Origin of the sequence: Burkholderia sp. Ac-20353 (assembly GCF_017104785.1) — a bacterium.
In the GTDB taxonomy this organism is placed as follows: domain Bacteria; phylum Pseudomonadota; class Gammaproteobacteria; order Burkholderiales; family Burkholderiaceae; genus Burkholderia.
In genome coordinates, this window is sequence record NZ_JAAGPL010000163.1 from 1 (window position 1) to 19,936 (window position 19,936).

The following is a 19,936-nucleotide window of genomic DNA, read 5'->3' on the forward strand; positions in this document are numbered from 1 at the left end:
CTCGCCGCGCTCGATCGTGCGGCGAAGCTCGGCGGCGTGCGCGGGCCGTATGCGCTGCAGGCGGCGCTCGCGGCCTGTCATGCGCGTGCGCGGCACGCGTCGGAGACCGACTGGGCGCAGATCGTCGCGCTGTACGACGCGCTCGCGGAAGTCGCGCCGTCGCCCGTCGTCGAGCTGAACCGCGCGGTCGCGGTCGGGATGGCGTTCGGGCCGGCCGCGGGGCTCGAACTCGTCGATGCACTGCGCGACGATCCGGCGCTCGCACGCTATCACTGGCTGCCGAGCGTGCGGGGCGACCTGCTCGCGAAGCTCGGACGCGCTGACGACGCGAAGGCCGAATTCCGCCGCGCCGCCGAGCTGACCCACAACGCGCGGGAGCGCGAATTGCTGCTGAAGCGCGCGGCCGACGCGTGAGCAGGGCCGCCGCCCGGCTATCGCGCGGATTGAAAATGCCTATTGGGGGATGCGTGCGCGAACGCCTAGATTAAAGAGCACGATGCTGGCGTACCGCGTGCATCGTTCCCCACATATCCACGGTCGGCTCGGCGCTCGGCCGCGCCGACATGCACGGAGGCGCAGATGGCTCAACTCAAGGGCAGCAAAACCGAAGAGAACCTGAAGTATGCGTTTGCGGGCGAATCGCAGGCGAACCGCCGCTACCTGTATTTCGCGTCGAAGGCCGACGTCGAAGGGCAGAACGACGTCGCCGCGCTGTTCCGCTCGACCGCCGAAGGCGAAACCGGTCACGCGCACGGCCATCTCGAGTATCTCGAAGCGGTCGGCGATCCGGCGACGGGCCTGCCGTTCGGCAACTCGCGGCTGAATCTCGAATCGGCGATCGCCGGCGAGACGCACGAGTACACCGACATGTATCCGGGCATGGCGAAGACCGCCCGCGAAGAAGGCTTCGACGAAATCGCGAACTGGTTCGAGACGCTCGCAAAGGCCGAGCGCAGCCACGCGAACCGCTATATAAAAGCGCTCGACGCACTCGTCGACTGACCCGAGCGGCCGGCGCGCGCACCGCGCTGCGTCGGCAGTTCGCCGGCCGTTCGCCGTTCAACGCCACGCCGCCACGCCGCCGCTCGCGCAACCGGTGCGGCGGCGTAGCGGGCGGATGCGTGCGCATTCCCGTCAAGCTGGAGCATCCCATGCCCCACAAGGAAGGCAGTCTCGAAGCCCCGACCCGGCATCCGCTCGACTGGCAGTCCGACGCGTTCTACGACCAGGATGCGATCGACGCCGAGATGGCCCGCGTGTTCGACATCTGCGCGGGGTGCCGGCGCTGCGTGTCGCTGTGCGGCGCGTTCCCGACGCTGTTCGACCTCGTCGACGAGACGCCGACGGGCGAAGCGCATGAAGTGCCGAAGGACGCATTCGGCAAGGTCGTCGACCAGTGCTATCTGTGCGACCTCTGCTACATGACGAAATGCCCGTACGTGCCGCCGCATCCATGGAACGTCGATTTCCCGCACCTGATGCTGCGCGGCAAGGCGGCGCGCTATCAGCGCGGCGACGTGAAGCTGCGCGACAAGGTGTTGTCGAACACCGATGCGCTCGGCCATTTCGCGGGCATCCCGATCGTCACGCAGGCGGTCAACGCGGTGAACCGCACACCGCCCGCGCGCCACGCGCTGGAGGCGGCGCTCGGCGTCGACCGCGATGCGTGGCTGCCGGAATTCGCGCCGCGCAAGTTCCGGCGCGCGGCGCAGCGTTCGGACGGCCATCCGGTGCGTGACGGCGAGCGCACGCCCGGCAAGGTCGCGATCTACGCGACCTGCTACGTGAACTTCAACGAACCGGGCATCGGCCATGACCTGCTCGCGATCCTCGCGCACAACGACATTCCGTACGAGCTCGTGACGAGCGAGGCGTGCTGCGGAATGCCGCTGCTCGAACAGGGCAACCTCGCGGGCGTCGCCGCGAAGAAGGCGCGCAATATTCCGGTGCTCGAGCGCTACGCGCGCGACGGCTACGCGCTGATCGGCGCGATCCCGAGCTGCGTGCTGATGTACAAGAGCGAGCTGCCGCTGATGTTCCCCGGCGACGAAGCGGTGCGCGCGGTCGCCGACGCGTTCTGGGATCCGTTCGAATACGTGATCGCGCGGCATCGCGACGGGCTGCTGAAGACGGACTTCAAGACCGGCCTCGGCACCGTGTCGTATCACGTGCCGTGTCATGCGCGCGTGCAGAACATCGGCCGCAAGACCGCTGACGTGCTGTCGCTCGTGCCCGACACGCGCGTGAACGTCGTCGAGCGCTGCTCGGGCCATGCGGGCACGTTCGGCGTGAAGAAGGAATTCCACGCGGACGCGATGCGGATCGGCGGGCCGGTGTTCAAGGCGATGGCGGAGCCGAAGCCGGACTTCGTATCGTCCGACTGCGCGCTTGCGGGCCATCACATCGTGCAGGGCATCGGCGAGGCGGGGCTCGGCGAACCGCCGCTAGCGCATCCGCTCACGCTGCTGCGCCGCGCGTACGGCATCTGATCGACTCACGCAAAGGATCTTCCATGACGCTCACCCGCGACTCCCTGTTGACGCTCGAAGCCTACGCGAAGATCCGCAGGGCCGAACATGCACGGCTCATCGAGCACAAGCGGCGGCGTGCGGTGCAGCTCGGCAATCACCTGCGCTTCCTGTTCGAGGACGAGACGACGATCCGTTACCAGATCCAGGAAATGCTGCACATCGAGAAGATCTTCGACGAAGCCGGCATCGACGGCGAGCTGGAAGCGTATCTGCCGCTGGTGCCAGACGGCACCAACCTGAAGGCGACGATGCAGATCGAATACGAGCACGAGGCCGAGCGGCGCGCGGCGCTCGGGCGGCTGATCGGCGTCGAGGATCGCGTGTACCTGCAGGTCGACGGCCACGAACCGGTCTATGCGATCGCGGACGAGGATCTCGATCGCGAGACGGACGTGAAGACCTCGGCCGTGCATTTCGTGCGTTTCGAGCTGAGCGCGCCGATGCGCGCGGCGCTGAAGCAGGGCGCCGCATTGTCGATCGGCTGCGATCATCCGGGCTACGCGGTGCCGCCGCAGCGCATCGATACCGACGTCGCCGCGTCGCTCGCCGGCGATCTGCAATAGCAGCTGTGCAATAGCGGCAATAAAAGTCGTACGCCACACGAATCTTTTTCTTCTGCAGAACGACGTAATGGCCGCGTGCCGCGCTGCTCCGATCGACGGCGATTGATCAGGATCAAACGAATCGAAAAAAAGCAGGGTCGCATGTTCGCGGCGACGCGGGCTGCGTGATCATCACATTTCCGTTCACATCCCCGCTGCACATCGTCTCGTGCGCGACTATTGCAGAAGTCCTGCAGTGCTCGCGCGCATCGTTTGCATTTCTGCAACGGCGCATGCGCGGTCACACGCCTGTCATCGTCCGGCGACAAACAATAAAAAGATTGTGCAAGGAGAAAAGTCGAGTGAAAGAATTTGAACGAATTACCGATTGATAAATATCTCGTTACGCATTTATCCCTGATTTACCGATTTTCGACTGTTGAACCGGAGAATGTTACTGGTGAGGGTCGGAACGTTTTTCCGGGCCGTCCGGCGGGCATCTGCAGGAAATGCCGAAAAGCCCCGCCAGACGGGGCTTAGCAGCCACGCGTATAAAGTTCGCGTAAAAAAATTCAAGCATAAAAGGATTGCGCATCCTTGGCATGATGTTTCATTACGTAACATAAAGTCATTGTCATATTGAGATAAACCCTAGGGATGGTATGCTTCGTGCACAAAAATTCCCACATTGGAGTGAGACCGGATTTGTGCGTCATTACCGGGAATGTCGGCACTGCCTTTGTGCGTGTCGCGACCGAATGCACAACCGGATAACCATAATGTGCAACCTGGCCGCCCCGCGACTCGTTCGCGACGGCGCCGCCAATCGCAGCCCGGCCTGGCTGCGTGGAGAGATCTACTATGTTCTTCGATGAGCTAAACGATGAAGAGTGGGTTCGTCTTTCAACGCTGATCGCCGATGAACCGATTCGGCTGAATCGGCGTGGTCGACCACGTGCGGAACCGCGTGTCGTCGCCAATGCGGTGCTGTGGATCCTGACGACCGGAGAGGCGTGGTCCAAGCTGCCCGGCCGCTATCCGTCCGGGCCCACGTGCCGTCGCCGCTATGAAGAGTGGCTCGCGAACGGCACGCTGTTGCAGATGATCGACATGCTGATGCAGTTCAGCGGGCGCACGTTCGCGTATGTTCCGCCGCCGCCGGTGCCGGTGGTATCGGTGCGCCATGCGGAACCGGCGGCCGAGAACGATCGCCTGCGCGGTGTGTTCTGGCAGAACCCCGAATCGTGGCAATTGCCGCAATTGTCTGCCAGTCAGGCAAACGTTTGGCATCGCGACGATGCGATGCTTTCCGTGACGTCGCGCAGCGAAACGAGCGTGTCGGCGCAGCCGTCGTTTGCGGTGCCCGGCGCGCAGGCCGCGTCGGAGATGCGGCCTGCGCGTGCGTCCACGACGAGCTTCGCGGCGTCCGAACCGCAGGTCGACGAGTATCGCGGCTACACGATCCACGGCATTGCGCAGCCGGTGCAGAACCTGATGTACCGCGCGTGGGCGGAGATCACGCAGGACGAGCGACGCGTCGAGCGTTCCGGCCTGATCGGCCCGCGTTGCACGGATCCCGAGGAAGCGGAGCAGTTCGCGCTCGACTGGGCGCGGCAGTGGATCGACCGGCATGGTGCGAGCGACGAACCGGTGCGTGCGTCGGACAATGCGCCGGTGCTGTCCGTGCTCGCGCGCGCGGAATCGGACATCCAGCGCTTCATCGCGCAGCGTCGCAACGCGTCGCTCGCGGACGGCCGCAACGATCCGGTGCAGGCCGACCGCAGCGACTTCGCGTATCGGGTGGGTTGAGTCGAACGCGCGGCGCATCATCGCGCGCCGCGCCGGTCGAAAAGAAAGGGCGCCGTCGGTCTGACGGCGCCCTTCGTTCATGCGGATGTCACTGCCGGGATGTCATTGCCCGGGCGTTACTGCCCGGACGTTACTACCTGAATGTCACTGCCGGCCGTAGGTATCGTCGAAGCGCACGATGTCGTCTTCGCCGAGATACGAGCCCGACTGCACTTCAATGAGTTCGAGCGGCATCTTGCCCGGGTTCTCGAGGCGATGCGACACGCCGAGCGGGATGTACGTCGATTCGTTTTCCGACAGCAGGAAGGTTTCCTCGCCGCGCGTGATGCGCGCGGTGCCGCGCACGACGATCCAGTGCTCGGCGCGATGGTGATGCATCTGCAGCGACAGCCGCGCGCCGGGCTTCACGACGATACGCTTCACCTGGAACCGCTCGCCCATGTCGACCGAGTCGTAATGGCCCCACGGGCGATGCACCTTGCGGTGATCGGTCGCTTCCGCGCCGCGTTCCGCCTTGATGCGGCCGACGATCTTCTTCACGTCCTGCACGCGCGACTTGTCGGCGACGAGCACCGCGTCGGGCGTCTCGACGACGACGAGGTTCTGCGTGCCGACGCACGCGACGAGCCGGCCTTCCGAATGCGCGAACGTCGATTCGGCGTCCTCGAACAGCACGTGGCCGCGGCCGACGTTCTCGGCGTTATCCTTCGGCAGGATCTGCCAGATCGCGTCCCACGAGCCGACGTCCGACCAGCCCGCGTCGAGCGGCACGACGACACTCTCGCACACCGACGGCAGGCTCGCGAGCGGCTCCATCACCGCGTAGTCGATCGAGTTCGACGGCGACGCGGCGAACGCGTCGCGATCGACGCGGAAGAAATCGCCGTCGGTCTTGCCTTGCGCGATCGCCTGTTCGCAGGCCGCGTGGATCGCCGGTTCGAAATGGCGGATCGCATTCAGCCACACCGACGCGCGGACGATGAAGATGCCGCTGTTCCACCAGTATTCGCCGGACGCGACATATTGCTGCGCGAGTTCGAGATGCGGTTTTTCGACGAAGCGGTCGAGGCGCCGTACGTCGAGGTTGCCGGTTGCGGTGGCGCCGAGCGGGCTGCCGACGCGGATATAGCCATAGCCGGTTTCCGCGCGGTTCGGCACGATGCCCATCGTCGCGATCTTGCCTTGCGCCGCGCACTGCACGCCGGCGGCCACGGCCGCATGAAAGCGCGGCAGGTCGGCGACCGCGTGGTCGGCGGGCATCACGGTCATTACCGCGTCGCCGCCGTCGGCCACGATGCGCAGCGCGGCGAGCGTCAGCGCGGGCGCGGTGTCGCGGCCGAGCGGCTCGAGCATGATCGTCGCGCGCTTGCCGGCGATGCGCAGCTGTTCGGAGGTCGTGAAGCGATGATCCTCGCCGCAGACGATCAGCACGTCGTCGTTCAGCGGATGGCCGGACGACAGACCGTCGAGGCGGCACGCGGTCGATTGCAGCAGCGAATGATCGCCGAGCAGCCCGATCAGCTGCTTCGGATAGTGTTCGCGCGACATCGGCCACAGCCGCGTGCCGGAGCCACCGGCAAGGATCACCGGCTGCACCGCGACGCGCGAGCCTGCGGATGCGGCGGCGGAGGAAGATTGGCGCGTATCGGCTGCCACGGCCGGAGCATTCATGATGGCACTCCTCGAGTGATGTCAGTGCCTGTCGTTGTAGCATGAAGTAAATCGACAATAAAACCGGGCAATTCGCGCAATATTCGTTGCCTTATCGTCAGGGAAAATTTTCCGAGGCGCTCTGGCGGGTATCTTTCAGGTAAATAAAAAAATAAAAAATAATTCCGTGAATTCCCGTACAGCGCCCGCCAGTCAAGGCGGAGGGCGGGGTGTAACGAACCTGAAACCATCGATATTTCTTGCAACTTCGGGAAAACATGCCGATATAAATACCCGGTTGCGCGGCAAGAATTTCCGATTAATTTTCGAAATACTTGTAGCTTGCCGGAGGTATTTTCTTCCCGGTTCAATAGCGGTCATGCAACGTTTGAATCGAATGCGCGGCACGGGCTGCGCAAGGAGCAGTTCGGCAAACGCCTGTCCAAAGAGGAAGCGAACATGTTGAGCGTGCTGGCGAGAGTCATCGACATCGCGATGGTCGTAATGGGGGGCCTGATCGCCGCTGCGCTGCACGGCGGGCGCATCGTCTGGCTCGACGACCTGCAACGCACGATGGTGCTGTTCGATTGCCTGCTTGTCGTCGTGTTTTTTCCCGCGCTCGGGATCTACCAGTCGTGGCGCGGCAAGCGGCTCGTCGCGCTGATGGGGCGCGTCGCGTTCGCGTGGCTCGCGGTCGAGCTCGCGGGCATCCTGATGAGCTTCAGTTTTCACCAGTCGGGCGACCTGTCGCGGCTGTGGCTCGGCTACTGGGCGGTCGCGACGATGGCGCTGCTCGCGGGCTCGAAGGCGTGCGTGCACGTCGTGCTGCGGCAGCTCCGGCGCGGCGGCTACAACCTGAAGGCGGTCGCGATCGTCGGCGGCACGCCCGCGGCGCGGCGGCTGATCGCGCAGATGCGCGCCCGGCCGGAAGCGGGCTTCAACCCGGTGTGCGTGTATGACGAAGACGCGGCGACCACCGACGTCGCGCTCGACGACGTGCGGATCGAGCGGCAGTTCGACTCGCTCGTGTGGCTCGTGAGGAGCCGCGCGATCCGCGAGCTGTGGCTCACGCTGCCGATCGCGGAGGAGCGCCGGATTCACCAGCTCGTCACGGTGTTCCGCCACGACTTCGTGAACATCCGCTTCATCCCGGACGTGCGCAGCCTGTCGTTCTTCAACCAGGAAGTCGTCGAGGTGCTCGGCGTGCCGGCGATCAATCTCGCGGCGTCGCCGATCACCGACGTGCGGATCCTGCCGAAGTTCGTGTTCGACCGGCTGTTCGCGCTGGCGGCGCTGACGGCGCTTGCGCCGGTGATGTTCGCGATCGCGTGCCTGATCAAGATCACGTCGCATGGGCCCGTGTTCTTCCGGCAGAAGCGCAAGGGCATCGACGGTCACGAGTTCGAGATTTACAAGTTCCGCTCGATGAAGGTGCACCAGGAAGCGGCGGGCAAGGTCACGCAGGCGACGAAGAACGATTCGCGCGTGACGCCGGTCGGCCGGTTCCTGCGCCGCACGAGCCTCGACGAGCTGCCGCAGTTCATCAACGTGCTGAAGGGCGAGATGTCCGTCGTCGGCCCGCGCCCGCATGCGCTCGCGCACGACGACATCTACAAGGATCTGGTCAAGGGCTACATGTTCCGCTACCGGATCAAGCCGGGCATCACGGGCTGGGCGCAGGTCAACGGCTTTCGCGGCGAGACCGACCAGGTCGAGAAGATGATGGGGCGCGTGAAGCTCGATCTCTATTACATGCAGAACTGGTCGTTCTGGCTCGACATCAAGATCGTCGCGCTGACGCTGTGGAAAGGCTTCGCCGGCAGCAACGCGTACTGAATACCGAAAGCAGCCTCTGCTTTCTCCGAATTTCGAATCACTGGTCAAGGGGTCCGACACATCATGAATCTGACTATCATCGGCAGCGGTTACGTAGGGCTCGTCACCGGCGCATGCCTCGCCGACATCGGGCACGACGTGTTCTGTCTCGACGTCGATCAGAATAAGATCGACATCCTGAACAATGGCGGCGTGCCGATCCACGAGCCGGGCCTCAAGGAAATCATCGCGCGCAACCGCTCCGCGGGCCGCCTGCGCTTCTCGACCGACGTCGACGCCGCGGTCGCGCACGGCGACGTGCAGTTCATCGCGGTCGGCACGCCGCCCGACGAGGACGGCTCCGCCGACCTGCAGTACGTGCTCGCCGCCGCGCGCAACATCGGCCGCTACATGACCGGCTTCAAGGTGATCGTCGACAAGTCGACGGTGCCCGTCGGCACCGCCGAGCGCGTGCGCGCGGCCGTCGCCGACGAGCTCGCGAAGCGCGGCGACGCCCAGATGTTCTCGGTCGTGTCGAATCCGGAATTCCTGAAGGAAGGCGCGGCAGTGGACGATTTCACGCGGCCGGACCGCATCGTGATCGGCTGCGACGACGACGTGCCCGGCGAGCGCGCACGCGAGCTGATGAAGAAGCTCTACGCGCCGTTCAACCGCAACCACGAGCGCACGCTGTACATGGACGTGCGCTCGGCCGAATTCACGAAATACGCGGCGAACGCGATGCTCGCGACCCGCATCTCGTTCATGAACGAGCTCGCGAACCTTGCGGACCGCTTCGGCGCGGACATCGAAGCGGTGCGGCGCGGGATCGGCTCCGATCCGCGCATCGGCTATCACTTCCTGTACGCGGGCTGCGGCTACGGCGGCTCGTGCTTCCCGAAGGACGTCGAGGCGCTGATCCGTACCGCGGACGAGCACGGCCAGTCGCTGCGGATCCTGAAGGCGGTGTCGTCGGTCAACGCGACGCAAAAGCGCGTGCTCGCCGACAAGATCGTCGCGCGCTTCGGCGAGGACCTGACGGGCCGCACGTTCGGTATCTGGGGCCTGGCGTTCAAGCCGAACACCGACGACATGCGCGAGGCGCCGAGCCGCGCGCTGATCGCCGAGCTGCTGTCGCGCGGCGCGCGCGTCACCGCGTACGATCCGGTCGCACAGCACGAGGCGCAGCGCGTGATCGCGCTCGATCTCGCGAACCACCCGAGCTGGCTCGAGCGCCTCACGTATACGGACGACGAGTCGCAGGCCGCACGCGACGCCGACGCGCTTGTGATCGTCACCGAATGGAAGGTATTCAAGAGCCCGGACTTCACCGCGCTCGGCCGGCTGTGGAAATCGCCCGTGATCTTCGACGGGCGCAACCTGTACGAGCCGGAAACGATGAGCGAGCACGGCATCGAATACCACCCGATCGGCCGCCCGGGCTCGCGCCAGGCGGTGGCTGCACGAATTCCGGGAGCCGCGCGCGCAAACGCGTGAGGCCCCGCTATACGCCATGTTCCGAAACATCCTGATCGTCTGTCACGCGAACGTCTGCCGCAGCCCGGCGGCGGAGCTGCTGTTCAAGGCGCACGCCGCGGTGCGCGGCGGGCCGCGCGTGACATTCCACTCGGCAGGCGTCGATGCGAACGTCGGCGACGGCATCGATCCGATGATGCGCCGGCTGCTCGCGGAGCGCGGCGTCGATGCGACGCCGCACCGCTCGCGACGCCTGTCCCGCAAGATCGTGCGCGACGCCGACCTGATTCTCGTCAGCGAGCGCCCGCAGATCGCGGCGGTCGAGTCCGTCGACCCGTTCGCACGCGGCAAGGTGCACCTGCTAGGAAAGTGGGAGGGCGCCGAAATCGCCGATCCGCATGGCGGCCCCGAGGCCGACTATCGCGAGAGCTACACACTGATCGAACGACTGGTTCAAGGATGGCTGCAAAGACTATGCTGATTCGCTCGATGCGCCCTGTGGCGCTTTCCCTTGCGCTGACGACTTTTCTGTCAGCCTGCGCGACCGCGCCCGGCAACTACCTCGACAGCTCGCGCCTGAAGGACGAAGGTCCGACGCAGCAGGCCGAGACCTACCCGGTCCATTACATCGACGCCAAGCTGATCATGGACCAGCTCCAGCAACAGCAGCAGATGGCGCACCCGTTGCCGCCGTCGCGCTACACGGATCCGTCGCAGTACGTGTATCACGTCGGGCCGCAGGACATCCTCGGCGTGACCGTGTGGGACCACCCCGAGCTGACGACGCCGCAAGGCCAGTCGTTCTCGAGCGGCGGCAACACGACGCAGACGGTCGCCGGCGCGCTGCAGGCGCCGTATACGACGGCGCTGCCGGGCCAGGCCGATCCATATGGCCAGACCGTCGCCGCCGACGGCACGATCTATTTCCCGTTCGTCGGCCGCATCCGCGCGGCGGGCAAGACGATCGCGCAGATCCGCGACGAGCTGGCCACGAGCCTCGCGCGCTACGTGAAGAACCCGCAGATCGACGTGCGCGTGCTGTCGTACCGCAGCCAGAAGGTGCAGGTGACGGGCGAAGTGAAGCAGCCGGGCCCGCTCGCAGTGAGCGATGTGCCGCTCACGCTCGTCGACGCGATCTCGCGCTCGGGCGGCTCGACCTCCGACGCCGACCTGCAGCGCGTGCGCCTGACGCGCGACGGCAAGCTCTACACGCTCGACGCGCACGGCGTGCTCGACCGCGGCGACGTGAAGCAGAACGTAATGCTGCAGCAGGGCGACATCATCAACGTGCCGGACCGCAGCGACAGCCGCGTGTTCATCATGGGCGAAGTCAAGACGCCGGTCGCGATCCCGATGCTGAAGGGCAGGCTGACGATGGCCGATGCGCTGACGTCGGGCGGCGGCATCCTCGACACGGATGCGAATCCGCGCAAGGTCTACGTGATGCGCGGGATGCGCGACAACCCGACCAAACCGGAAGTGTTCCGCCTCGACATGACGCAGCCTGATGCGTTGATGCTGTCGAGCCGCTTCCAGCTGCAACCGCTCGATGTCGTGTACGTCGACACCGCGGGTTCGGTGCAGTTCAACCGCGTGCTGCAGCAGGTGCTGCCGACGATTCAGACGATCTTCTTCATGAGGCAGATCACGCGTTGATGAACCGCCGGGGCGGCGATCCCGCCCCGGCACCACTCAAGCGGGAACACATGGTGAACACGCAAGCGAAACAATCCTACGCGGGCCTGACCGCGAAGACCGAGGAAGAGGACGTCGTACTCGGCCAGCTGATCCAGGTCATCTTCGACGATATCTGGCTGCTGCTCGGCATCGCGGTGACGGTCGTCGCGCTCGCCGGCCTGTACTGCTTCATTGCGAAGCCGGTGTACCAGGCCGACGTGCACGTGCGGGTCGAGGGCAACGACAACACGACCCAGGCGCTGACGCAGACGCAGACGGGCGCGATGATCAACAGCGGCCCGCAGCAGGCGCCGACCGATGCCGAAATCGAGATCATCAAGAGCCGCGGCGTCGTCGCTCCCGTCGTCGAGCAGTTCAAGCTGAATTTCTCGGCGATGCCGAAGACCCTTCCGGTGCTCGGCAGCCTGGCCGCGCGCCTCGCGACGCCGGGTCATCCGGCGAAGGCGTGGCTCGGCCTGCAGTCGTACGCATGGGGCGGCGAGATCGCCGACATCGACACGATCAATGTCGTGCCTGCACTCGAAGGCAAGAAGCTGACGCTGACCGCCGGCCCGAACGATACCTATTCGCTCGCCGACGAGAACGGCGGGCGGATCCTGACCGGCCGCGTCGGCGAATCCGAGCAGGGCGGCGGCGTGACGATCCAGGTGTCGAAGCTGGCCGCGCGTCCGGGCACGCAGTTCACGGTGGTCCGGTACAACGATCTCGACGCGATCACCGGCTTCCAGTCGGGTATCCAGGTGAGCGAGCAGGGCAAGCAGACGGGCGTCGTGCAGATCTCGCTCGAAGGCAAGGATCCGGAGCAGACCGCGGCGATCGCCAACGCGCTCGCGCAGTCGTACCTGAACCAGCACGTGGTCGCGAAGCAGGCGGAGGCGACCAAGATGCTCGACTTCCTGAAGGGCGAGGAACCGCGCCTGAAGGCCGACCTCGAGCGCGCGGAAGCCGCGCTGACGCAATACCAGCGCACGTCGGGCTCGATCAACGCGAGCGACGAGGCGAAGGTCTACCTCGAAGGCAGCGTGCAGTACGAACAGCAGATCGCCGCGCAGCGTCTGCAGCTCGCATCGCTCGCGCAGCGCTTCACCGATTCGCATCCGCTCGTGATCGCCGCGAAGCAGCAGCTCGGCGAACTGCAGGCCGAGAAGGACAAGTTCGCGAACCGCTTCCGCAGCCTGCCGGCGACCGAAGTGAAGGCCGTGCAGCTGCAGCGCGACGCGAAGGTTGCCGAGGACATCTACGTGCTGCTGCTGAACCGCGTGCAGGAGCTGTCGGTGCAGAAGGCCGGCACGGGCGGCAACATCCACCTCGTCGACTCGGCGCTGCGTCCGGGCGACCCGGTCAAGCCGAAGAAGGTGCTGATCCTGTCGGCGGCCGTGTTCCTCGGGCTGATCCTCGGCACGGGTGTCGTATTCCTGCGCCGCAACATGTTCCAGGGCCTCGAAGATCCGGACCGCATCGAGCGCACGTTCAACCTGCCGCTGTACGGGCTCGTGCCGCAGAGCGCCGAGCAGGTGCGCCTCGACGCGGCGGCCGAGAAGAGCGGCAACCGCACCCGCCCGATCCTCGCGAGCCTGCGTCCGAAGGACCCGAGCATCGAGAGCCTGCGCAGCCTGCGTACCGCGATGCAGTTCGCGCTGATGGACGCAAAGAGCCGCGTGATCGTGCTGACCGGCCCGACGCCGGGGATCGGCAAGAGCTTCCTGACGGTCAACCTCGCGGTGCTGCTCGCGCACTCCGGCAAGCGCGTGCTGCTGATCGACGCGGACATGCGCCGCGGCGTGCTCGACCGCTACTTCGGGCTCACCGCGCAGCCGGGCCTGTCCGAACTGCTGAGCGACCAGTCGGCGCTCGAGGAGGCCGTGCGCGAAACGCCGGTGCCGGGCCTGTCGTTCATCGCGGCCGGCACGCGCCCGCCGAACCCGTCGGAGCTGCTGATGTCGACGCGCCTGCCGCAATACCTCGAGGGCCTCGGCAAGCGCTACGACGTGGTGCTGATCGATTCGCCGCCGGTGCTCGCGGTGACCGACGCGACGATCATCGGCCGGATGGCGGGCGCGACGTTCATGGTGCTGCGCTCGGGCATGCATACCGAAGGCGAGATCGCCGATGCACTCAAGCGGCTGCGCACCGCGGGTGTCGACCTGGAAGGCGGCATCTTCAACGGCGTGCCGCCGAAGACGCGCGGCTACGGCCGCGGTTATGCGGCTGTCCATGAATACCTGAGCGCCTGACGGCTTCGAGAGAGGACTGGAGAACCAACAATGAAGATTTCCGTGCTCGTTCCGACCTACCGGCGTCCCGCCGACCTCGCGCGCTGCCTGCTGGCGCTGCAGCGTCAGCAGCGCTTGCCCGACGAAGTGATCGTCGTCGCGCGCCCGGAAGACGATGCGACGCACGAGCGCCTCGCCGATCCGTCCGTCGGCGGCATGCTGCCGCTGCGCATCGTGCCGGTCGACGTGCCGGGGCAGGTCGCCGCGCTGAACAAGGGGCTCGACTCGGCGCGCGGCGACATCGTCGCGATCACCGACGACGATGCGGCGCCGCATCGCGACTGGCTCGCACGCATCGAGTCCGCGTTTGCCGCCGATCCGCGCGTCGGTGCGGTCGGTGGACGCGACTGGGTGCACGAGAAGGGCCGCGTGCTCGACGAATCGCGCGAGCTGGTCGGCCAGCTGACCGCGTCCGGCAAGATCATCGGCAATCACCACCTCGGCGTCGGCGGCGCGCGCGAGGTCGACATGCTGAAGGGCGCGAACATGAGCTACCGGCGCGCGGCGATCGAACGGCTGCGTTTCGACACGCGGCTGCGTGGCGCGGGGGCGCAGGTGCATAACGACATGGCGTTCAGCATGGGCGTGAAGCGCGCGGGCTGGAAGCTCGTGTACGACCCGCTCGTCGCCGTCGATCACTACCCGGCCGAGCGCTTCGACGACAACCGGCGCGATGCGGCATCGCTGAACGCGGTCAGCAATTCCGCGTACAACCTGCATCTGATCCTGCGCGAGCATCTGCCGCCGCTGCGCCGCGAAATCGCGTGGTGGTGGTACACGGTCGTCGGCACGCGCGTGTATCCGGGCCTCGCGCACGTGGTGCTCGCGCTGCGCTCGGCCAACGGCGACAGCGTGCGCGAACACTGGCGCGCGGTGCGCCGCGGCGCCCGCGACGCCCGCCGCGCGAACCTTGCCTCCCACCGCGCGGCGATGCCGCCGGTGACGTCTTGAACGGGCTGCGCGCGTTTCGCGCGGCCACCCTCGGAGGGCTCGCATGACTGCCACGAAAGTGCACGTCCATCTGTTTTACGGCGCCGATCCGCGTACGTACCGGAAAGGCGACGACATCGGCTGCCTGTATGGCTATCACCACGCCGAATCCGACGAATTCAAACTGACCTATTCGCAGGACACGCGCGAGAACCGCATCGCCAGCATGGCGCGCCGCGCGCTGAAGGCCGCGCTCGGTTTCGACGTCGTCCACGCGTGGCGCAACCGCGCCGCGCTCATTAATACCGACGTGATCTGGACGCACACCGAGCAGGAGCACCTCGCCGCGTCGCTGATCCTGAAGCTCGCGGGCACGCGGGGCAAGCGGCCGCTGCTGCTCGCGCAGAGCGTGTGGCTGTACGACAAGTGGGCGAGCTTCGGCGCGCCGCGCCGCTGGCTGTATCGCAAGCTGCTCGCGCGCGCCGACGTGCTGACCACGCTCGCGCGCGACAACGCGGAGCTGTGCCGCCGCTATCTGCGTCGCGACGCGCTGTTCGTCTACTACGGGCTGAACACGCAGGATTTCCCGATCAGTGATCCTCAGCAGTGGCGGCCGAACCGGCCGCTGCGGATCGCGGCGATCGGCAACGACCGCGATCGCGACTGGCGGACCTTCCTCGCGGCATTCGGCGGCGACGACCGCTACGAAGTGCGGCTCGCGACGCGCCGCCGCGTGCCGCACGAATGGCACGCGCCGAACGTGAAGATCGGCTCGGCGTCGGGGCTCGCGAAGCAGCACGAGCTGTATGCGTGGGCCGACCTGATCGTCGTGCCGCTGCGGCCGAACTTCCACGCGTCGGGCATCACCGTGATGCTCGAGGCGGCGGCGGTCGGCAAGCCGATGATCGTGTCCGACGTCGGCGGGCTGCGCGATTACTTCCCGCTCGACACAGCCGCGTACGTGCCGCCGTTCGACGCGCAGGCGATGCGCCAGGCGGCCGACCGCTTCGTCGCCGAGCCGGGCGTTGCGCTCGCGTGCGCGCAAGCGGCGGCGACGCGCCTGCGCGAGCATGACCTGACGACGCAGGCATTCGCCGCGCAGCACGTGCGGATCACGCGCGACCTGCTGCGCCAGCGGCGCACGCCGGCGGCGGCGGACGTGTCGATGCCGCTCGCCGATTCCCGACCGTCGTCGTCGCAGTGAGCGTGGATGTCATGAGTACGTCGATTGCTGCTCCGTCCGCGCCATCTCGCTCGCGGGGCTGGTTCGCCGAACCGAAACACTGGGCCGGGCAGGCCGGGCTGTGGACGGTCACGGCCGCGCTGATTGCCGCGCACCAGGGCTCGGTGCTGACGCTCGCGTTCCCGGCGCTGTCGATCGCGGTGGGGCTGTGGCTGTATTTCAAGAGTCCGGCGCGCTACGTCGGCTTCATGTGGTGGGTGTGGTTCCTGAGCCCCGAGGTGCGGCGTCTCGCCGACTGGTCGAAGGGCGCGTATACGCCGACGAGCCTGATCCAGATCGCGCCGCTCGCGGTGACGATGATCGCGGGCCTCGGCCTCGTGCGGCATTACCGCGTGCTCGCGCAGCAGCGCGGGATTCCGGTGCTGCTGATCCTGTTCGGGCTTGCGTATGCGTACCTCGTCGGCATCGTGTCGAGCGGCGTGATGGCGGCGACCTACGACCTCGCGAACTGGGTGTACCCGGTGCTGATCGGCTTTCACATCATGGTCAACGCGCGCGACTATCCCGAGTACCGCGACGTGCTGCTGTCGACGTTCATGTGGGGCATGCTCGTGATGGGCGCGTACGGCGTCGTGCAGTACTTCGTGATGCCGCAGTGGGACGTGCTGTGGATGGTCGGCTCGCAGATGAGCTCGCAGGGCGAGCCCGTGCCGTACGGCGTGCGCGTGTTCAGCACGATGAACTCGTCGGGGCCGTTCGCGTTCGCGATGATGGGCGCGCTGGTGTTCGTGCTTGCGGCGCCGCAGAAGATCCGCTGGGTCGCGGGGGCGGCAGGCTTCCTGTCGTTCGCGCTGTGTCTCGTGCGCTCGACGTGGGGCGGCTGGGTGATCGCGCTCGCGATCCAGCTCGTGCAGTCGAGCAACCGCGTGCGGATGCGGATCCTCATCAGCGCGGTCGTGCTGGCCGGGCTGTGCGTGCCGCTCCTGACCGTCGGGCCGGTCGCCGACCGGCTCGGTGCGCGCCTGCAGTCGATCACGAACCTGAAGGACGACCGCAGCTACGACGATCGCAACAAGTTCTACGCGACCTTCGCGGAGACGGCGTTTACCGACGTCGCCGGGGAAGGGATGGGCGCGACGGGCGCGTCGACCAAGCTGTCGAGCGACAGCGGCGAGCTCGGCAAGTACGGCAGCTTCGACAGCGGCGTGATGAACGTGCCGTTCGTGCTCGGCTGGCCCGGCACGCTGCTCTATCTCGCGGGCATCGTGCTGCTGCTCGGCCGCACGCTGCGCGCGGCGTTCAAGCTGCGCAAGGACAAGTTCGTCGGCGCATGCCTGAGCCTGTGCCTGTCGGTGTTCGCGATGCTCGTGTTCACGAACTCGCTGATCGGCACGGGCGGGCTGCTGCTGTTCACCGCCATCTTTTCGATTCTATCCGCGGCGCACTGGCAAAAGGCCCGGCGCCAGACCGCCGCCGCATACTCACGGGGAGCCGAGCATTGAGAATCGCGATCGTCACGCATGTCGTGCGTCATAACGACGGGCAGGGCCGCGTCAACTACGAAATCGCCCGCGCGGCGCTGGCCGAGAACTACGAGGTGACGCTCGTCGCGTCGCATGTCGCGCCCGAGCTGCTGGCCGACCGCCGGGTGCGCTGGGTGCCCGTGAAGGTCGGGCGCTTCTGGCCGTCGAACCTCGTGAAGCAGCAGGTGTTCGCGCTGAAGAGCGCATGGTGGCTGCGCACGCATCGCGCCGAATACGACGTGCTGCATGTGAACGGCTTCATCTCGTGGATCAAGGCCGACGTGAACACCGCGCACTTCGTGCATGGCGGCTGGTTCAAGAGTCCGTACTACCCGTTCGGGCCGACGAAGGGGCTGTGGTCCGCGTATCAGTATGTCTATACTCGCGTGAACACCGCGCTCGAACGCTGGGCGTACCGGCGCTCGCGCGCGATCACCGCGGTGTCGCAGAAGGTCGCCGACGAGATCGGCGGGCTCGGCATCGACAGCCGCAAGATCAGCGTGATCTACAACGGCGTCGACGGCAGCGCATTCGCGCACGCGGCGCCCGATCGCGCGGCGTTCAAGCTGCCGGACGACGCGTTCCTGCTGCTGTTCGTCGGCGACCTGCGCACGCCGCGCAAGAATCTCGGCACGGTGCTGAAGGCGCTGACGAAGCTGCCGGAGAACGTGCATCTGGCGGTCGCGGGTTACCTGCCCGGCAGCCCGTATCCGGACGAGGCGCGCGCGCTCGGGCTCGACCGGCGCGTGCACTTCCTCGGGCTCGTCAAGAACATGCCGACGCTGATGCGCTCGGTCGACGCTTACGTGTTTCCGTCGCGCTACGAGGCGATGAGCCTGTCGCTGCTCGAGGCGATGGCGGCCGGCCTGCCGGTCGTCACCGCGCGCACGGCGGGCGGCGCCGAGATCATCACGCGCGAATGCGGGATCGTGCTGGACGACCCCGACGATCCGGCCGCGCTCGCGCAGGCGATCGCGTCGCTCGCGGCGTCGCGCGACACGTGCCGCGCAATGGGCGACGCGGCAAGCGAACTGATGACCCGATTCGGCTGGGCGCACATGGGCGCCCAGTACATCGCGCTTTACCGGCGCATCGGCCAACCCTCGCAGCCGAGCGCATTCCAGCGCGTCGAGCATGCGGTCACGCAGGAGCAAACGTGATGAATCAATCTTCCCGGCCGATCAAATCGTTGCAAATCGGCATGCACTGGTTCCCCGAACGCGCGGGCGGCCTCGACCGGATGTACTACTCGCTCGTCGGCGCGCTGCCGGGCGCGGGCGTCGCGGTGCGCGGGCTCGTCGCGGGCTCGGAGAAGGTCGCGAACGACACGGGCGGCGCGATCCGCGGCTTCGGTTCCGCTTCGGAGCCGCTCGCGCGCCGGATGCTGGCCGCGCGCCGCGCGTTGCGCGACGTGATCCGTACCGAACGGCCCGACGTGATCTCGTCGCATTTCGCGCTGTACACGTTCCCCGGTCTCGACGTCACGCGCGGGATTCCGCAGGTGTCGCATTTCCAGGGCCCGTGGGCTGACGAAAGCCAGGTCGAAGGCGCCGCGTCGCTCGGGCAGCGTGCGAAGCGCTATCTCGAGCAGGCCGTCTATGCGCGCTCGTCGCGGCTGATCGTGCTGTCGCAGGCGTTCGGCCAGATCCTGACGAACCGCTACGGCATCGATCCGGCGCGTGTGCGCGTGATCCCGGGCTGCGTCGACACCGCGCAGTTCGACACGCCGCTCACGCCCGGCGACGCGCGGCAACGGCTGCAACTGCCGCAGGACCGGCCGATCGTGCTGGCGGTGCGGCGGCTCGTGCGGCGGATGGGGCTCGAGGATCTGGTCGATGCGATCGGCCTCGTCAAGCGCCGCCACCCGGACGTGCTGCTGCTGATCGCAGGCAAGGGCAAGCTCGCCGAGGAACTGCAGCAGCGCATCGACGCGGCGGGGCTCCAGGACAACGTGAAGCTGCTCGGCTTCGTGCCCGACCAGCACCTCGCGGCGCTGTATCGCGCGGCGACGGTCAGCGTCGTGCCGACGGTCGCGCTCGAAGGCTTCGGCCTCATCACGGTCGAATCGCTCGCGTCCGGCACGCCGGTGCTCGTCACGCCGGTCGGCGGCCTGCCGGAGGCAGTGGCGGGGCTGTCCAGCGATCTCGTGCTGCCGTCGACGGGCGCGGATGCGATCGCGGACGGGCTCGGCGCCGTGCTGTCGGGCGCAATCGCGCTGCCCGACGAAGCCGCGTGCAAGCGCTATGCGCGCGACCACTTCGACAACGCGGTGATCGCGAGCCGGGTTGCCGACGTGTACGACGAGGCGATCCGCGCCAGCTGAGCGCACGACGCTCGGCCGGCGCGTACGCGCAGCGCGATTGGCACCACGATGGGCACCACGCTTGCGTCCGCGGTTAGCATCGGCAGGCCGCGCGGCCCTGACAGGCTGCGTCCGGCCCGCGCCGAGCGCCACCTGACCTCGCGGCGCGTTGCGCGGCGGGTGGGTGCGCGCCCGGACGTGCGC

General features: G+C 66.9%; 15 protein-coding genes and 1 pseudogene. 15 read left to right on the top strand and 1 reads right to left on the bottom strand.

The features are described from left to right. From G3N94_RS30805 to G3N94_RS30825, 5 genes and pseudogenes are all read left to right on the top strand, one after another. Positions 1-414 (top strand): annotated as a pseudogene (locus G3N94_RS30805) (RNA polymerase subunit sigma-24); the annotation flags it as partial. Between the two features lie 165 nt (positions 415-579). Continuing rightward, positions 580-1,002, top strand: coding sequence for a rubrerythrin family protein (locus G3N94_RS30810; protein WP_205796899.1), 423 nt, complete (start codon positions 580-582; stop codon positions 1,000-1,002). Positions 1,003-1,151: 149 nt separating this feature from the next. Next, complete coding sequence (locus G3N94_RS30815) at positions 1,152-2,489, top strand: heterodisulfide reductase-related iron-sulfur binding cluster (protein ID WP_205796902.1); 1,338 nt, start codon at positions 1,152-1,154, stop codon at positions 2,487-2,489. 23 nt (positions 2,490-2,512) lie between these two features. Next, complete coding sequence (locus tag G3N94_RS30820) at positions 2,513-3,094, top strand: DUF3501 family protein (protein ID WP_205796905.1); 582 nt, start codon at positions 2,513-2,515, stop codon at positions 3,092-3,094. Positions 3,095-3,934: 840 nt separating this feature from the next. After that, on the top strand, positions 3,935-4,882 hold the full coding sequence (locus tag G3N94_RS30825) for a transposase (protein ID WP_205796908.1): 948 nt from the start codon (positions 3,935-3,937) through the stop codon (positions 4,880-4,882). A gap of 144 nt (positions 4,883-5,026) precedes the next feature. On the opposite strand, the gene G3N94_RS30830 is transcribed toward G3N94_RS30825, so the two are convergent. Then, positions 5,027-6,553, bottom strand: a complete 1,527-nt coding sequence (locus tag G3N94_RS30830) for a mannose-1-phosphate guanylyltransferase/mannose-6-phosphate isomerase (RefSeq protein WP_205796910.1) — start codon at positions 6,551-6,553, stop codon at positions 5,027-5,029. A gap of 438 nt (positions 6,554-6,991) precedes the next feature. Between G3N94_RS30830 and G3N94_RS30835 the strand changes: the two genes are divergently transcribed. The 10 genes from G3N94_RS30835 to G3N94_RS30880 all read left to right on the top strand — a co-directional run bounded on the left by G3N94_RS30835 (position 6,992) and on the right by G3N94_RS30880 (position 19,753). Next, on the top strand, positions 6,992-8,368 hold the full coding sequence (locus G3N94_RS30835) for an undecaprenyl-phosphate glucose phosphotransferase (RefSeq protein ID WP_205796920.1): 1,377 nt from the start codon (positions 6,992-6,994) through the stop codon (positions 8,366-8,368). A gap of 63 nt (positions 8,369-8,431) precedes the next feature. Then, a complete protein-coding gene (locus G3N94_RS30840; RefSeq protein ID WP_205796924.1) occupies positions 8,432-9,844 on the top strand; it encodes a UDP-glucose/GDP-mannose dehydrogenase family protein in 1,413 nt (470 codons plus the stop codon). 16 nt (positions 9,845-9,860) lie between these two features. Further along, positions 9,861-10,304, top strand: coding sequence for a low molecular weight protein-tyrosine-phosphatase (locus G3N94_RS30845; RefSeq protein WP_205796927.1), 444 nt, complete (start codon positions 9,861-9,863; stop codon positions 10,302-10,304). Next, positions 10,298-11,479 carry a polysaccharide biosynthesis/export family protein gene (locus G3N94_RS30850; protein ID WP_205796944.1) on the top strand — a complete coding sequence of 394 codons (1,182 nt, stop codon included), beginning with the start codon at positions 10,298-10,300 and terminating at the stop codon, positions 11,477-11,479. The genes G3N94_RS30845 and G3N94_RS30850 overlap by 7 nt, the downstream gene beginning before the upstream one ends. Before the next feature lie 50 nt (positions 11,480-11,529). Beyond that, positions 11,530-13,755 carry a polysaccharide biosynthesis tyrosine autokinase gene (locus tag G3N94_RS30855; RefSeq protein WP_205796930.1) on the top strand — a complete coding sequence of 742 codons (2,226 nt, stop codon included), beginning with the start codon at positions 11,530-11,532 and terminating at the stop codon, positions 13,753-13,755. 30 nt (positions 13,756-13,785) lie between these two features. Then, entirely contained in the window at positions 13,786-14,745 is a 960-nt protein-coding gene (locus G3N94_RS30860; RefSeq protein ID WP_205796933.1) for a glycosyltransferase family 2 protein, read from the top strand. Between the two features lie 43 nt (positions 14,746-14,788). Then, a complete protein-coding gene (locus tag G3N94_RS30865; protein WP_205796936.1) occupies positions 14,789-15,928 on the top strand; it encodes a glycosyltransferase in 1,140 nt (379 codons plus the stop codon). Between the two features lie 11 nt (positions 15,929-15,939). After that, positions 15,940-17,409, top strand: a complete 1,470-nt coding sequence (locus G3N94_RS30870) for a glucose-6-phosphate isomerase (protein ID WP_205796939.1) — start codon at positions 15,940-15,942, stop codon at positions 17,407-17,409. Beyond that, positions 17,406-18,590 (top strand): glycosyltransferase family 4 protein, encoded by a 1,185-nt coding sequence (locus tag G3N94_RS30875; RefSeq protein WP_205796940.1) that lies wholly within the window; start codon positions 17,406-17,408, stop codon positions 18,588-18,590. Before G3N94_RS30870 ends, G3N94_RS30875 begins: the two co-directional genes overlap by 4 nt. Beyond that, positions 18,590-19,753: a glycosyltransferase family 4 protein gene (locus G3N94_RS30880; protein WP_205796942.1), complete on the top strand. Its 1,164-nt coding sequence runs from the start codon at positions 18,590-18,592 to the stop codon at positions 19,751-19,753. The genes G3N94_RS30875 and G3N94_RS30880 overlap by 1 nt, the downstream gene beginning before the upstream one ends. Positions 19,754-19,936 lie beyond the last annotated feature (183 nt).

Bases quoted from the DNA above. Each gene is read 5' to 3' on its own strand.
- G3N94_RS30835 (WP_205796920.1), top strand. From the start codon at position 6,992: ATGTTGAGCGTGCTGGCGAGAGTCATCGACATCGCGATGGTCGTAATG.
- G3N94_RS30825 (WP_205796908.1), top strand. From the start codon at position 3,935: ATGTTCTTCGATGAGCTAAACGATGAAGAGTGGGTTCGTCTTTCAACG.
- G3N94_RS30850 (WP_205796944.1), top strand. From the start codon at position 10,298: ATGCTGATTCGCTCGATGCGCCCTGTGGCGCTTTCCCTTGCGCTGACG.
- G3N94_RS30845 (WP_205796927.1), top strand. From the start codon at position 9,861: ATGTTCCGAAACATCCTGATCGTCTGTCACGCGAACGTCTGCCGCAGC.
- G3N94_RS30870 (WP_205796939.1), top strand. From the start codon at position 15,940: ATGAGTACGTCGATTGCTGCTCCGTCCGCGCCATCTCGCTCGCGGGGC.
- G3N94_RS30860 (WP_205796933.1), top strand. From the start codon at position 13,786: ATGAAGATTTCCGTGCTCGTTCCGACCTACCGGCGTCCCGCCGACCTC.
- G3N94_RS30880 (WP_205796942.1), top strand. From the start codon at position 18,590: ATGAATCAATCTTCCCGGCCGATCAAATCGTTGCAAATCGGCATGCAC.
- G3N94_RS30830 (WP_205796910.1), bottom strand. From the start codon at position 6,553: ATGAATGCTCCGGCCGTGGCAGCCGATACGCGCCAATCTTCCTCCGCC.
- G3N94_RS30865 (WP_205796936.1), top strand. From the start codon at position 14,789: ATGACTGCCACGAAAGTGCACGTCCATCTGTTTTACGGCGCCGATCCG.
- G3N94_RS30840 (WP_205796924.1), top strand. From the start codon at position 8,432: ATGAATCTGACTATCATCGGCAGCGGTTACGTAGGGCTCGTCACCGGC.
- G3N94_RS30855 (WP_205796930.1), top strand. From the start codon at position 11,530: ATGGTGAACACGCAAGCGAAACAATCCTACGCGGGCCTGACCGCGAAG.
- G3N94_RS30820 (WP_205796905.1), top strand. From the start codon at position 2,513: ATGACGCTCACCCGCGACTCCCTGTTGACGCTCGAAGCCTACGCGAAG.
- G3N94_RS30810 (WP_205796899.1), top strand. From the start codon at position 580: ATGGCTCAACTCAAGGGCAGCAAAACCGAAGAGAACCTGAAGTATGCG.
- G3N94_RS30815 (WP_205796902.1), top strand. From the start codon at position 1,152: ATGCCCCACAAGGAAGGCAGTCTCGAAGCCCCGACCCGGCATCCGCTC.